At 39.4% G+C, this 13,886-nt stretch carries 11 protein-coding genes; 4 read left to right on the top strand and 7 right to left on the bottom strand.

Features of this window, described 5'->3' with window-relative positions; all coding sequences use genetic code 11:
• Positions 1–663 precede the first annotated feature (663 nt).
• The 3 genes from M9949_12890 (at position 664) to M9949_12880 (ending at position 5,327) form a co-directional block, all read left to right on the top strand.
• Positions 664–3,606: an Eco57I restriction-modification methylase domain-containing protein gene (locus M9949_12890; protein MCO5252296.1), complete on the top strand. Its 2,943-nt coding sequence runs from the start codon at positions 664–666 to the stop codon at positions 3,604–3,606.
• Positions 3,607–3,699: 93 nt separating this feature from the next.
• On the top strand, positions 3,700–4,584 hold the full coding sequence (tcmP, locus tag M9949_12885; protein ID MCO5252295.1) for a three-Cys-motif partner protein TcmP: 885 nt from the start codon (positions 3,700–3,702) through the stop codon (positions 4,582–4,584).
• A 2-nt stretch (positions 4,585–4,586) separates the two neighbouring features.
• Positions 4,587–5,327 carry a phage Gp37/Gp68 family protein gene (locus M9949_12880; protein ID MCO5252294.1) on the top strand — a complete coding sequence of 247 codons (741 nt, stop codon included), beginning with the start codon at positions 4,587–4,589 and terminating at the stop codon, positions 5,325–5,327.
• Between the two features lie 171 nt (positions 5,328–5,498).
• Here M9949_12880 and M9949_12875 read toward each other — a convergent pair whose 3' ends face one another.
• The 4 genes from M9949_12875 to M9949_12860 are packed head-to-tail and all read right to left on the bottom strand — an operon-like array spanning position 5,499 to position 9,099.
• Entirely contained in the window at positions 5,499–6,647 is a 1,149-nt protein-coding gene (locus tag M9949_12875) for a sodium ion-translocating decarboxylase subunit beta (GenBank protein MCO5252293.1), read from the bottom strand.
• Complete coding sequence (locus M9949_12870) at positions 6,647–7,087, bottom strand: acetyl-CoA carboxylase biotin carboxyl carrier protein subunit (GenBank protein MCO5252292.1); 441 nt, start codon at positions 7,085–7,087, stop codon at positions 6,647–6,649. The genes M9949_12875 and M9949_12870 overlap by 1 nt, the downstream gene beginning before the upstream one ends.
• A gap of 2 nt (positions 7,088–7,089) precedes the next feature.
• A complete protein-coding gene (locus M9949_12865; GenBank protein MCO5252291.1) occupies positions 7,090–7,521 on the bottom strand; it encodes an OadG family protein in 432 nt (143 codons plus the stop codon).
• A gap of 18 nt (positions 7,522–7,539) precedes the next feature.
• Positions 7,540–9,099, bottom strand: a complete 1,560-nt coding sequence (locus tag M9949_12860; protein ID MCO5252290.1) for an acyl-CoA carboxylase subunit beta — start codon at positions 9,097–9,099, stop codon at positions 7,540–7,542.
• Between the two features lie 200 nt (positions 9,100–9,299).
• Between M9949_12860 and M9949_12855 the strand changes: the two genes are divergently transcribed.
• Entirely contained in the window at positions 9,300–9,782 is a 483-nt protein-coding gene (locus M9949_12855) for a hypothetical protein (GenBank protein ID MCO5252289.1), read from the top strand.
• On the opposite strand, the gene M9949_12850 is transcribed toward M9949_12855, so the two are convergent.
• From M9949_12850 to M9949_12840, 3 genes are all read right to left on the bottom strand, one after another.
• A complete protein-coding gene (locus M9949_12850) occupies positions 9,779–11,020 on the bottom strand; it encodes a U32 family peptidase (protein MCO5252288.1) in 1,242 nt (413 codons plus the stop codon). The two genes, M9949_12855 and M9949_12850, sit on opposite strands and share 4 nt — an antisense overlap.
• A complete protein-coding gene (locus M9949_12845; GenBank protein ID MCO5252287.1) occupies positions 11,010–12,488 on the bottom strand; it encodes a polysaccharide biosynthesis C-terminal domain-containing protein in 1,479 nt (492 codons plus the stop codon). The genes M9949_12850 and M9949_12845 overlap by 11 nt, the downstream gene beginning before the upstream one ends.
• A gap of 94 nt (positions 12,489–12,582) precedes the next feature.
• Complete coding sequence (locus M9949_12840) at positions 12,583–13,770, bottom strand: N-acetylmuramoyl-L-alanine amidase (GenBank protein ID MCO5252286.1); 1,188 nt, start codon at positions 13,768–13,770, stop codon at positions 12,583–12,585.
• Positions 13,771–13,886 lie beyond the last annotated feature (116 nt).

Genomic DNA, 13,886 nt, shown 5'->3' with positions numbered 1-13,886 from the left:
GCAAGATTGGGTTAGGGGGTGTTCAGACAGCGTCCCGTCAGTTGTTCTTTCCCGTATTTGTTCTCTGTCACGTCTTTGTTCTCTGTCTCGTATTCGTTCTTTGTCTCGTTTTTGTAACAACTGACGGAACGTTAAATTTTCAAAAAAAAATTAAAAAAAAATTTGCACAATTCAAAAAATTTTGTATGTTTGTAATGCCTTTATATTTTAAAAATTGTTAATTTTTAAAAACAAAATCAAGTAGAATTTCTCTACCGAAGCGAGCTCCCCGTGCTCGCTTTGGTTTTTTTTGAGCCTCGCATCCTAAACACCTTTACAAACATAGCCCACGGTTTCAACCGTGGGAACATGGAAATTATAAGAGAATTTAAACCATTTTAATGGTTCGGGGAAATTGAAATCGTACACGGTTAAAACCGTGTTTAATAGGGTAAAAACCTAAACACCTTCCCACGAATGAATTCGTGGGCTATGGTTTTGCGTCCCGTCAGTTGTTCTGTCCCGTCTTTGTTCTCTGTCTCGAATTTGTTCTTTGTCCCGTTTTTGTTCTCTGTCTCGTTTTTGAAACAACTGACGGAACAAGAAATAATGACACACTGTTTCGTTAAAAATGTTAATTTTGTAATGTGATTTTGACTGTTGCAACAAATTAACATACGCTACATGGCTGAGAACATCAAAGACAAACTGAACAAATTGGTTTTCGATTTTAAATTGTCCAACTATCGCGATTTAAACGAGAGCCAAACAAGGATTTCATACATTGACAGATTTTGGGAACTTTTGGGATGGAATGTCCGCAATCCGCTCGAAGTCCAAGTGGAGCGCACCGACAAAAGCTATATGGGCAGAAGACCCGATTACCGCTTCATCAAAGGGAACAAAACCCTGTTTTTTGTGGAGGCGAAAAAACCTGCCGAAGATTTGACCAACCCCCGACACATCTATCAGACCAAGCTCTATTGCTGGAACGGTAAAGTGCCTATTGCAATATTGACCGATTTCGAAGAGTTCCGTCCTTTCAGGGCGCTCGGCAAACCGCTTATTGGCGATGCAAAAAAGGGGCTAATCAAAGAATTGGACATGCTTTGCGAGGAATATCCCGACAGAGTTGACGATTTGTTGGCTACTTTTGGGCGAGAAGCCGTTTTTGCGGGCTCATTGGACGAACTTGTCAAACCCACTCAGTTAGAACTTCGCGATACTGTGGATAAACATTTCCTCAATTCGCTTTCGGAGTGGCGAATCAAACTCGCATCGCTAATCGCAAAAAAGAATCATTTCGATAATGAGTTCGAGCTTGCCGAAGCCACTCAACGAATCTTGGACAGGCTTGTGTTTCTGCGGATTTTGCAAGATAGGGACATCGAAAACACCGACTTCATCAAGAGCATTCTCGAGCATCGAGTCGGCAATTCCTATGCTGCATTTCTGATGATTTGCAAGGAACTCGCACCGAAATACAACGGGCTGATTTTCAATCCGCATCCGCTATCCGAAAATCTCACAATCGAAGCATCGCTATTCAAAAATATCGTCAAAGAGCTGAATGTGGAGGATTCGCCCTACAGATTCGACGAAATCCCCGTAGAAGTGCTCGGCACAATTTACGAGCGATTCTTGGGCGACGAAATCAGCTTCGATAAGGGCAGACAAGTTGTCATAGACCAAAAGCCCGAAGTGCGGAAAGCGGGCGGCGTTTACTACACTCCTCAGTACATCGTCGAGTACATCGTCGCAAACACTGTCGGGAAGCTATTGGAGCAAGCCCGAACACCGGACGATGTCAGCCGGCTCAAAATACTCGACCCCGCATGTGGCTCCGGCTCATTCCTTTTGGGGGCTTTCGATGCACTAATCAAATGGCACGAGGATTACTACAACGCTCATATCACCGAAATTCACGAAAAGAAGGGCAGAAACACGCATTTGCTGGCATTCATGGACGAAGAGACCGGCAAGTTGAGATTGACCGCACGAAAAAAGGGCAGAATACTCCAAAACAACATCTACGGTGTGGATATTGACAAGCAGGCGACCGAAGTGGCACAGATGTCGCTCTATTTGAAAGTGTTGGAGGGCATCGCCAAGGAGCCGCTCGCAGTCTTGGGATTCCAAGATGCACTGCTGCCAAAGATGGACGACAACATCAAATGCGGCAACTCGCTAATCGGCAGCGACTTCATCAGCGATGACTTTTTCGGGATGTCCGAGCGGGAGCGGCACAAAATCAACCCATTCGATTGGGAAGTCGCATTCCCATTCTTGAAAATGACGGGTGGCTTCGATGCCGTCATAGGCAATCCGCCGTATATAAGAATACAGACAATTCAAGAGTTTAATCCTAAAACTGTTGAAGCTTTAAAAAACAAATACCTATCTGCACAAAACGGGAATTATGACATATATGTATGCTTTGTAGAACAAGGAGTTAAATTGCTCAGTGAGAAAGGACTCTTAGGATTTATTCTACCTCATAAATTTTTTAATGCAAATTATGGACAAGGTTTAAGAACTATCTTATCTAAGAATAACAATATTAGTGAAATAATACATTTTGGAGACATTCAAATATTTGATGGAGCGACTACATATACTTGTTTACTTTTTTTGAATCGGTTTAATAATGATAGTTTTAGTTTTACAAAAGTTGAAAATTTAGATAATTGGCGTTACTTTAAAAAATCTTCATCAAACGCTATTGATTCATCTATTTTGAAAATGAATGAATGGAATTTCCAGTTATTAAATGATAGAGATCTTATGCTCAAACTAAATAGTTACGAAACAAAACTTTCAGACTTTACTGAAAATATTTCCCAAGGTTTTAAAACAGGTTCGGATGAAATATTTATACACAATTTTGAGGAAGAATTTTTAGAGGAACAATATTATGTAAAAGTATTGAAAGGAAAAGATATCCAAAGATATTCAATAGATTTCTTGAATAGATTTGCGATTTTTCCTTATATAAATGGTGTCCCTATAACCGAGACTGATTTATCCAAGGATTCACCTAAAATATATAACTATCTATTGAGAAATAAAGATAGATTAATGCAAAGAGATAGAGGGAAACTAAAGGGACCAGCTTGGTTTTGTTTTAGCCGCACTCAATTTATAAGACTTGTAGATTTAAAAAAAATTATCACTCGTGATTTGGCTAATACACCATCATTTACTCTTGATGACGGTGTTGGATATGGTCTAATGGGCGGATATGGAATTACATTGTTGCCAACAGTAAAAGAGTCAATTTATTATATTTTGGGATTGTTGAATTCATCAGTATCAGGATATTTTATTTCAAAATCATCATCTTATTATAGAGGTGGATTCTATTCTTATGAAAAACGTTTTATTAAAGATATACCTATTAAGAAAATAAATTTTGAAAATAATCATGAGAAAGCACAGCACGACAAGATAGTAGAACTCGTCGAGCGAATGTTGCGACTGCACAAGGAATTGCAAACAGCCACAGAGTTCGACCGCAAGCACATAGAGCAATACATCTCCCGCACGGACAAAGAAATAGACGCCCTCGTTTACCAACTCTACGCCCTCACCCCCGAAGAAATCAAAATCGTCGAAGGAGGAGAGTGAAAGGAAAAAAATTTGCAATGACACACTATTTCGTTAAAAATGATATATTTGTAAAAAATATTATGGTAAATTTTTATGACTTGGAATAACAAAATGTTAAACGAACCAATGAATGGAGATTGGGGAGGCAGTTGGACAACAAGAAAGTTGGACGCATTTGCAAAGTATGTAAGTGCTTATCTGAAAATAATGAACAATCAAAGGCATTGGAAAACAATTTATTTCGATGGTTTTGCTGGCAGTGGTGATAGAAATATAACATCAACTGAACTATATGAATCACTCTTGTTTACTCAGGAAGAAGAAGCAGGTTACAAAGGTGCTGCAGAGAGAGTTTTGACATTACCTGATAATCTTGCTTTTGATTATTATTATTTTATAGATAACAATAAGGTATCATTAGAGAATCTAAAACAAAAAATTTCCCATTACGGAGAAGAGAAAAATATAAAATTAGTATTTCGTAAAGGCGAATGTAATGCAAATTTAGATAAACTTTCTCGAATAATGAAGGATAAACCTAATGTTTATGCATCACTTATTTTTCTTGATCCATTTGGAATGCAAATCAATTGGAATTCTATTGAAAATCTTAAAAATACTCGGTCTGATATTTGGATATTGATTCCAACAGGAGTGATTGTAAACAGACTGTTAGATAGAAATGGCACTTTGAAATATTTAGAGAAATTACAATCATTTCTCGGTTTAAATGAAAATGAAATAAAAGAACACTTTTATAGAGGGGAAACAGCAATAACCTTATTTGGCGATGAGGAAATCATCACAAAAATTTCAAAACCAATTGAACGTATTGCTGAATTATACATAAAAAGACTCCGTTCGATTTGGGAGCATGTCTCCGATAAACCATTAGTTCTGAAAAATACCCGTGGTCTGCCAATATATCATTTTGTTTTTGCATCAAATAATCAAACTGCAATTAAAATAGCTAATGAAATAATAAAGGCGATTTAATCATGTCAAAATCAAGAATTGAATGGACAGAGAGTACATGGAACCCGATTACGGGGTGTACGAAAATTTCTTCCGGCTGCCGATTCTGCTACGCAGAAATTATGGCAAGAAGGTTGCAAGCTATGGGGCAACCCAAGTATGCCGATGGTTTCAAGCTGACTATTCACCCGGATACGCTTGATGAGCCATATACTTGGAAGAAACCCAGAGTGGTATTCGTTAATTCGATGAGCGATATCTTTCATAAAGACGTTCCGATTGAATTCATTCAAAAAATTTTCAAGGTCATCAACGACAATCCGCAACATGTTTTTCAGGTTCTGACCAAACGAGCAGATGTTCTATATAAATATGACAGTGCGGGATTGCTGAATTGGTCTGAGAATTTGTGGATGGGTGTAACGGTAGAAAGTTCCAAAGTTACCAAAAGAATAGATTTTTTGAGACGAACCGGAGCACATGTCAAATTTCTCTCCTGCGAACCCTTGATTAGTGCTATTCCCAATATGAATCTTAGCGGAATTGATTGGGTAATTACAGGTGGCGAAAGCGGACGAACTCCTCGCCCAATAGACAAAGAATGGGTGCTCGACATTAAGCAACAATGCGATAATCTGGGCGTTGCCTTTTACTTCAAACAATGGGGCGGTACAAATAAGAAAAAAAGCGGAAGAATGATTGATGGCGTTACTTATGATGCCATGCCGAGAAGCGTCACAATCTCCAACACTAAAACGGCTTAAAAACAAACAAAAATCGGGTTGCAAATTCATGCCACCCGATTAAATATTATGTCAAATTCCTTCTGTCCCGTCAGTTGTTCTATCACGTCTTTGTTCTCTGTCTCGAAAATTGTTCTCTGTCCCGTTTTTGTTCTCTGTCCCGTTTTTGTAACAACTGACGGAACAAGTTTCTTACCAGCCCACTTTCATCAGGTAGCTGAGCAAAATACCCGCGGCAACTGCCGAGCCGATTACACCGGAGACGTTTGGCGCCATTGCGTGCATCAGCAAGTAGTTGGATTTGTCTTCCTTTTGTCCCAATTGATGGACTACGCGGGCGCTATCGGGCACTGCCGATACACCTGCCGCTCCAATCATTGGGTTGAGTTTGTCGTCGCCCTTCAGGAATAAGTTCATGAATTTGGCGAATAATACACCACCTGCCGTTGCAACCATGAATGAGACCGCTCCAAGCCCGAAAATCAGAATTGATTGCGGTGTCAAAAAAGTAGTCGCTTGTGTAGATGCCCCGACTGTTACACCTAGTAAAATCGTCACGATGTCAATCAATTGCTTGCTTGCGGTGTCTGCCAATCGTTTTGTGACGCCGGATTCCTTGAGCAAATTGCCAAAGAATAGCATCCCAAGCAATGGCAATGCACCGGGAGAAATAAATGTTGTGAGCAATAATCCGACGATTGGGAATATCATTTTTTCAGTCTTGGAAACTGCACGTGGCGGTTTCATTTTGATTTGTCGTTCTTCTTTCGATGTCAATAATTTGATAATCGGTGGTTGAATCACGGGCACCAATGCCATATACGAATAAGCTGCTATTGCAATCGCTCCGATGAGTTCGGGCGCCAATCGCGATGACAAGAATATCGCCGTAGGACCGTCAGCACCACCGATAATACCGATGGCAGCGGCTTGGTTGAGCGTAAATCCGAGTGCTAATGCAGTCAAAAATGTCAGAAATATACCGATTTGAGCCGCTGCACCCAACACCATCAGTCTGGGATTAGAGAGCAGTGTGGAAAAGTCGGTCATCGCTCCAATTCCGAGAAATATCAAGGGCGGATAAAGCCCTTTGAGCACGCCGTAATACAGCATATTCATTACGCTGCCGTCTTCGTAAATCCCGATTTGCATCCCCATATTTTCCAGAAACGGGATATTTCCGATTAGGATACCAAATCCAATCGGCACGAGCAGAAGGGGTTCGTAATCTTTTGTAATCGCCAAATAAATAAAAATCAACCCTACCATAATCATGATAAGGTGTCCCCAGGTAACGTTAGCAAAACCCGAGAGCTCCATAAAATGCATTACACCTTCCATCAGTCGCCACTCCCGATTTCAATCAAAAGGTCTCCTTCGAGCACCGAATCATTAACGTTGACTTTGATTGAAACGATAACACCGCTATTATCGGCTTTGATGTCGTTTTCCATTTTCATGGCTTCCATTACTAATATTGTTTCGCCAACTTGGACAGTATCGCCCTGGCGTTTTTTGATTTCGAGAATAGTTCCCGGCAAGGGTGCTTTGATAACACCAACACCTTTTTTATCGGTAGGTTTGTTGGTTTTTTGACCCGGATTATAATTAGGCGGCGCAGTAGCACGTGTCAATGTAGGAGTTTTCGTGATTTTTTGTTGAGTATGAATATCAACTTTGTAAATTGTACCATTAACTTCAATTTCAGCTATGTTGTCTTCGACGTTAATAATATCAACACCATATTTGTTTCCGTGTATTGAGAATTCAAATTTTTTCATGATTAGACCCGGTAATTATTATAAATATCTCTTAAACTAAATATCTTCGAGCTCCAAGGCGAGTATGGTCTGGGAGCTTTTTTTATAGTAAGTATAGCAGCTTCGTCGTCGTGAATTTCGCCGAAATAAAGGCTCAATGCCATAGCAATGGCAGCGTTAATTTCGCCGGAAACTGCAATTTCTTTTGTTTCAGTTTTTTCAACACCCTTAGTTTTCGATTTCTTTCTTTGTACTAAATTTATAACTTTAGGAATATTAAAAACTACAGAAGCAAGAATAAGCAAAGCTGAAAACACGACCAACATTCCAACTACTGACATTCCCATAGCATCATCCATCCATTGATTTTGCAAATCAAATTTGAGAGATGTAATGGGCGGTGGCGAAGTTTGCATCAACACGCCGGAAAGCAAATTATAAGTTTCATTTATCATTTTGTTTATCCCTCATTATTACAATGGTATATTATCATGTTTTTTGAGCGGATTTGTATCTTTTTTCGATGACAGCATTTGCAGCGCTCTGATTACTCTAAATCTTGTATTTCTCGGTTCGATAACGTCGTCAATGTATCCGTGTTTCGCTGCTACGTAAGGGTTCGCAAATTTTTCGCGATATTCTTGTTCTTTTTCTGCAAAGAATTTTGCTCTATCTTCCGGATTTTCAATTGCACTCATTTCCTTTTGGTACAATACTTCGATAGCGCCTTTGGGTCCCATTACAGCGATTTCGGCTGAGGGCCAAGCGTAATTAATGTCGCCGCGTAAATGCTTCGAACTCATTACATCGTAAGCGCCACCATAAGCCTTGCGGAGAATAACCGTAACTTTGGGTACAGTTGCTTCGCCATAAGCGAACAATAATTTCGCACCGTGAATGATTATGCCACCGTACTCTTGTGCTGTTCCGGGCAAAAATCCGGGCACATCTACTAAAGTTAGAATCGGAATATTAAAAGCATCACAAAAACGCACGAAGCGTGCAGCTTTGCGTGAAGCATTAATATCGAGCACACCTGCTAAGTAATTGGGTTGATTGGCAACTATTCCCACAGGAGTTCCGTTGAATTTAGAGAATCCGATTACTATGTTTTGGGCATAATGGCGATGGATTTCGAGAAATTCTTCGTCATCGGCAATAGTGTGAATTACATCTTTAACGTCGTAAGGCTTATTCGGATTATCAGGCACAATATAATTCAAATTATTTTCGAGTCTGTCAATTGGGTCCGAACAAACATATATCGGTGGGTCTTCGTGGTTATTTTGTGGCAAATAGCTCAATAATTTGCGAATAAGCAAGAGCCCTTCGTCTTCGCTATCGGCAACGAAGTGAGTTACGCCGGATTTTGTTCCGTGCACTCTTGCGCCGCCAAGCTCTTCGACAGTCACATCTTCGTTCGTCACGGTCTTTACGACTTTTGGACCTGTCACAAACATATAGCTTGTACCTTGGCTCATGATTGTAAAATCAGTCAATGCCGGAGAATAAACCGCACCACCGGCACAGGGTCCGAATACAGCAGAAATTTGCGGTACCACACCCGAAGCCATAATATTACGTTGGAAAATTTCGGCATATCCACCAAGACTTTTCACACCTTCTTGAATCCGTGCACCACCTGAATCGTTGATACCAATTACCGGAGCGCCGACTTTCATCGCTTTGTCCATTACTTTGCATATTTTTTGTGCAAACATTTCGGATAGCGAACCTCCAAAAATTGTGAAATCTTGCGAAAAAATAAAAACGAGCCTGCCGTCAATTGTCCCGTAACCGGTTACAACACCATCTGAAAGATACTCTTCGACGTCGCTGCCGAAATCAGTCGGTTTACTCGACACGAACATGTCGAATTCCTCGAAACTTCCTTCGTCCAACAATTTTTCGATTCTTTCTCTTGCAGTGTATTTACCCTTTTTGTGCTGCGCTTCAATCCTTTTTTCTCCACCACCAAGCCTCGCTTTTTCCCTTAATGCCATCAATTCTTTGATTTTTTCTTCTATAGCCATGAAATCCTCAATAAAGTTCTATTAAAAAAATGTAATAATTCCATATACAAAATTAAGTAATTCCATAGAATAAAAAAACGATTTATTGTGAAAAGCGTGTGAATAAATACGATTTTTTAGTTATAGTATTGACTAAAATAATGCAATAAGAAAACATAAATATAGTCTTAGTATCAAAATTTATAAATTGAGAAAAATTAATGAAAAGTAAATTCAAATCTTATGCTCCTGTATTCGGGGTTTTGGCAATCGTAATTGTATTTAGTATAATTGCTTATAAGAATTTTCGAGATGGCGAAGACATCGTAATGCCAAAGGTGATGGACGAGCTTATCAAACCATATGTCAATCTCATCGGCAATGGTGAATTCGAACAAGCATACTCCCAATATACTTCGATTGATTATAAACGCAAGTATACGACTGCTCGGTATTTAGCTGCACAAGATTCCAATTTAACGAAATTCGGCAAGATAACGGACATCAAGCCTGTTTCGGGGATTATGGTCAGCGAGAAATCACCGACTAAACCTTGGATTTACAAAGGCACTTTTGCTTATATCGGCGAGAAGGACACGATGAGGATAGTGATTGATGTGACGCTCGAAGATGGGTTTTTCAAAATTTACAACACATATAATTCCTATGTGGCAATCAGTTCGGTCACACCGGTGATATATTAGTTTTCGCTTTCGACAATTTTGTATAATTTATCAGCTTTTCTGAGGCGCTGCCCGACCGGAATCGAAACCACCATGCCTTTTCTTGCAACTTCCATATTGCCTTGCCCGTCACGCAATTCGCTGACTGTGGATTCCCATATACCCGAAGTTGGTCCAACGACCATAATTTGTTCGCCTAATGCCAAGTCACCGGCACGAATCCGAAACTCTGCGACTTCAATTTTTGAAAAATAATTTGTTACATCACCGATGTAAACCTTTTTTGTTGTAGCTTGCGAACCGTATTTGCTGCTCCATTCGCCTAATTTTTGCCCCAAATAGTATCCATCCCAAAAGCCGCGATTAAAGACTCGAGACAGTCGAGCTTCCCAGTCAGCGATTTTTTCCGGTGTGTAAGTACCTTCGGAGATTGCTGTCACAGCTTCTTTGTAACATTCGGCAACGGTTTTGACATAATCAGCCGACCTGCCACGACCCTCAATTTTCAGTACACTCACACCCGCATCAATAATCTTATCCAAAAAGTGAATCGTTTTCAAGTCTTTTGGCGACATGATATATTGATTATCAACTTCAAGCTCGTATCCCGTTTCTTTGTCCGTTACAACATAGCCACGACGGCATGTTTGGTAGCACGAGCCCCGATTTGCCGATTTGTTGAACTCGTGCAAACTCAAATAACATTTGCCGGAAACTGCCATACATAAGGCTCCGTGAGCAAAAATTTCGACCCGAATCAGATTTCCAGATGGTCCGCAAAGTTGGTTTATTTCAATTTGCTTTGAAATTTCCGCCACTTGGTCTAAGTTCAATTCTCTCGCCAAAACCATTACATCTGCAAACTTTGCCCAAAATTCGACAGCCGTATAATTGGCGATATTCAGTTGTGTCGAAATATGAATTTTTTGCTCAATTGAATTTGCATATTGAATTACCGCTATATCAGATGCTATCACAGCGTCAATCTCATTTTCTTTGGCTTGATTGACAATTTCTCGCATTAGTGATAAATCATCTTGGTAAATTTCAGTATTTAGTGTTAAATAAGTTCTGATTCCATTTTCCTGGCAACGTTCACGAATTAGCTTCAAATCTGCAAAAGTAAAGTTGACCGATGAGCGAGCTCGCATATTCAATTTATCAATCCCGAAATAGACTGAGTCCGCTCCGGCTTGGATTGCCACTGCCAGCGACTCGAAAGAGCCAACAGGTGCCATTATTTCGATTTTATTTTGCATTTCGTTTGATTAATCTTTTCAACAATTCGATTTCGTCCTTTTTCAGGAAATTCATGAAATATAAAGCGATAAAGTAAACAAATATACCAACAAAGCGGATTAAAATATTATATAAATCAACGCCAAAATCAATCACATGATTGAATATGAAATATATCGCTAATGCCAAAATGATAATAAATGTGACACGCGACCATTCGTAGCTGATTTTGTAATATTTTTGAGCATAGAAATATATGATGATTGCACTAATCAAATATCCTCCAAATTGAGCAAACGCTGCCCCATACATGCCGAAGTGGGGGATTAGGGCGAAATTCAAAATGATATTTGCCACTGCAGCGGCACCGATAGCAATTGGTAGATATTGGGTTTTCTTTTCTATCAATATCCCGGCATTGAAATTAGTAAAAGCACCGTTGAAATAATATGCTCCGAGTATAATTGGTACAATTCCAAGCCCGTTCCAATACATCGGATTTATTAATTTGCCGCCTATTCCGGGCATCGCTACGATGTATTCCAAGAAAAATGAAACGAACAAAAATATGAATGCCGAAATTAAGGTGAAATAGGTGAAGATGCGCGAATACATTTCCTTCGCGTTTTCCTCTTTAAAGGTGCTCAAGTAAAATGGTTTCCAAGCGTATTCGAAAATCGTCACAAATAGCATCATCGGAATTCCGAGCCTATGATTGGTCTGATATGTAGTCAGGAATTCGGGCGAATCGTTGAGCATTTTGATTATCGGGCGGTCGGCTACTTGCAATACGATAGCAGAAAAGTTCGCAGGAAGCGTCGGCAGACCAAACTTTAGCATCTGAATAAAGAGCTTAATATCAAAAGTAAGGTTGATGTTTTTGAAAATCAGCGGAATAAATAGCAAAAATCCTATGATAGAGGAGATTAATTGAGCGTAGAAAACTCCGGCGGCTCCTAATCCATCGAACACTACAAATTTGAAATTAAGTGCAACGGCAATCAAAATGAGCACAAACTTTGTCATTGCAAATTTCATCGCCTTGTTGGTCATACGCAAATAGGCAAAGGGGATGAGTATTAGTGCATCAAAAAATGGGATGAAAACTGCTGTCCGTATAAGAAATCCCGGGCTATCAATATCGCCGCTTGCAATGTATGCTCCAAAAGTTTCGGAGTTCAAGAAAATCAAAATTGTGCCTACAATGCTGATAAGCTGAATCGCAACCCACGAATGAGTGAACACTTTTTGCGAATCTGCGACAGTACCGCTCTTGAAAAATCTGAAATAGGAAGATTCAAGCCCGAACGAGTACAAAATGTTCACAAAGGCAATAATGGAGTAAGTATAAATCACAAAATCGAATTCGACGGGATTGAGGTAGTTTGTATAAACAGGGGTGAGCATGAAAGTCAGAAATCTCCCGATGATTGTCGAGAGTCCGTATATGAGAGTTTCCGTGCCTAATCTCTTTAATTGTCCGAACATTTCAAAATGTAATTTTAACAAACATCAAAATTACATAGAATTTATCCAACAAAAAAATTCGCTTGCATTCTAACATTTTATTCAAGTCCTCAACTCACTTTATCGCATTCAGCAATCCGTCGCGGAGCCAGTTTGCAATTGCTTGACGATTGTTTTTTTCTATAAGGCGGATTTGGTCTCTTTGATTTTGAATATTGCCGATTTCGATGAAAATCATTGTTGGAATCGTATTGCGAATCATATATAAATTGCGTGAAGTAACTGTACCGTCATAACCTCGTCCAGGCTGTGCTCTGCGATACTTATCTTCAATCGTTGTCAGCAAAATTTCGGCAACTCGTTTGCCCTCGGCGCTGGTTTCGCCATGGTAGAAAAATATATCTATCATTTTGCCTGTGTAGCGAGAATCAACATGTGTTTCTATACTATACTGCTTTTTGCCGGAAGCTTGGTTCTTGTAATACAAATTATTGATAATTTCCACTCGCTTTTTTAAGCGCTCTAATTGATTAATTGATATAGCCGAACCATCAATATAAACCTCATTGTAGGAATTATTGAGGTAATATCCGTCGCGGATGCCATCTGATGAATCTTGCACAATGACATAAACTTCGGCTCCATATTCGATTAAATTGCGAGCAAGCCGTAGCGAAACATCGTAGGCATACTCGTCTTCGTGTAATTCATGATTATCTCTGTAACCAACCGCTCCAGGGTCTGGTCCGCCATGCCCCGAAACGATATAAAAAATGCAATCTTTTAATTTGTGGCTCAGTATTTTTACATTTTTATATTTCTCACCGAATAATTCAACCACTACTTCAGTCGGAAGCTTTTTCTTTATTTTTTTAGCAGAATTAGACTTTTTGGGCGAATCAAGTTCAAATTGTGGCAGCCACAGAATATGGTCTTTGCGGTAGTTGCCTTTTTTGACAGCCTTACGGTGCATGTCGTCATTATAATCCTGGATGCTCACAGCATAGGCATAGTCATTATTTTCGATAGTAGAGCGAATTGATTTGCCGTTGTATTCGAAAACAAGAATAGGGAGTAAATAGCTTTCTGAAAGTTTCAAACCGTCTTTTCCAACGAATTTTCCTGAATTACGTTCCATAAACCAAATGAACATTTCTTCAGTTTTGGGGATGTCGTAGCGGTCGAAAATGACTTTGATGCCATCTCCGGGCTTAGGTTTGATTTCAAGATAGTTATCTTGGGCAATCAAATTGCAAAAATTTAAAATCCATATAGAAAAGACTATTACAATTTTTAGATTCATTTGTCCAAAGCAATATTCAAATAAATTCAAAGATACGGCATTAAGGTTTATAATAAAAACCTAAAACGATTAAGAGCAAATAAATATTAATGGTCTTATAACGTTTCAGAGATATT

Origin of the sequence: Candidatus Kapaibacterium sp. (assembly GCA_023957315.1) — a bacterium.
Classification (GTDB): Bacteria; Bacteroidota; Ignavibacteria; order Kapaibacteriales; family UBA2268; genus PGYU01.
The sequence above is the reverse complement of the archived record's forward strand: the minus strand, read 5'-3'. Positions and strand labels throughout refer to the sequence as shown.

What these genes read in the sequence shown, in the direction of transcription:
- M9949_12890 (MCO5252296.1), top strand. Translation starts at nt 664, where the DNA reads ATGGCTGAGAACATCAAAGACAAACTGAACAAATTGGTTTTCGATTTT.
- tcmP (MCO5252295.1), top strand. Translation starts at nt 3,700, where the DNA reads ATGTTAAACGAACCAATGAATGGAGATTGGGGAGGCAGTTGGACAACA.
- M9949_12880 (MCO5252294.1), top strand. Translation starts at nt 4,587, where the DNA reads ATGTCAAAATCAAGAATTGAATGGACAGAGAGTACATGGAACCCGATT.
- M9949_12875 (MCO5252293.1), bottom strand. Translation starts at nt 6,647, where the DNA reads ATGGAAGGTGTAATGCATTTTATGGAGCTCTCGGGTTTTGCTAACGTT.
- M9949_12870 (MCO5252292.1), bottom strand. Translation starts at nt 7,087, where the DNA reads ATGAAAAAATTTGAATTCTCAATACACGGAAACAAATATGGTGTTGAT.
- M9949_12865 (MCO5252291.1), bottom strand. Translation starts at nt 7,521, where the DNA reads ATGATAAATGAAACTTATAATTTGCTTTCCGGCGTGTTGATGCAAACT.
- M9949_12860 (MCO5252290.1), bottom strand. Translation starts at nt 9,099, where the DNA reads ATGGCTATAGAAGAAAAAATCAAAGAATTGATGGCATTAAGGGAAAAA.
- M9949_12855 (MCO5252289.1), top strand. Translation starts at nt 9,300, where the DNA reads ATGAAAAGTAAATTCAAATCTTATGCTCCTGTATTCGGGGTTTTGGCA.
- M9949_12850 (MCO5252288.1), bottom strand. Translation starts at nt 11,020, where the DNA reads ATGCAAAATAAAATCGAAATAATGGCACCTGTTGGCTCTTTCGAGTCG.
- M9949_12845 (MCO5252287.1), bottom strand. Translation starts at nt 12,488, where the DNA reads ATGTTCGGACAATTAAAGAGATTAGGCACGGAAACTCTCATATACGGA.
- M9949_12840 (MCO5252286.1), bottom strand. Translation starts at nt 13,770, where the DNA reads ATGAATCTAAAAATTGTAATAGTCTTTTCTATATGGATTTTAAATTTT.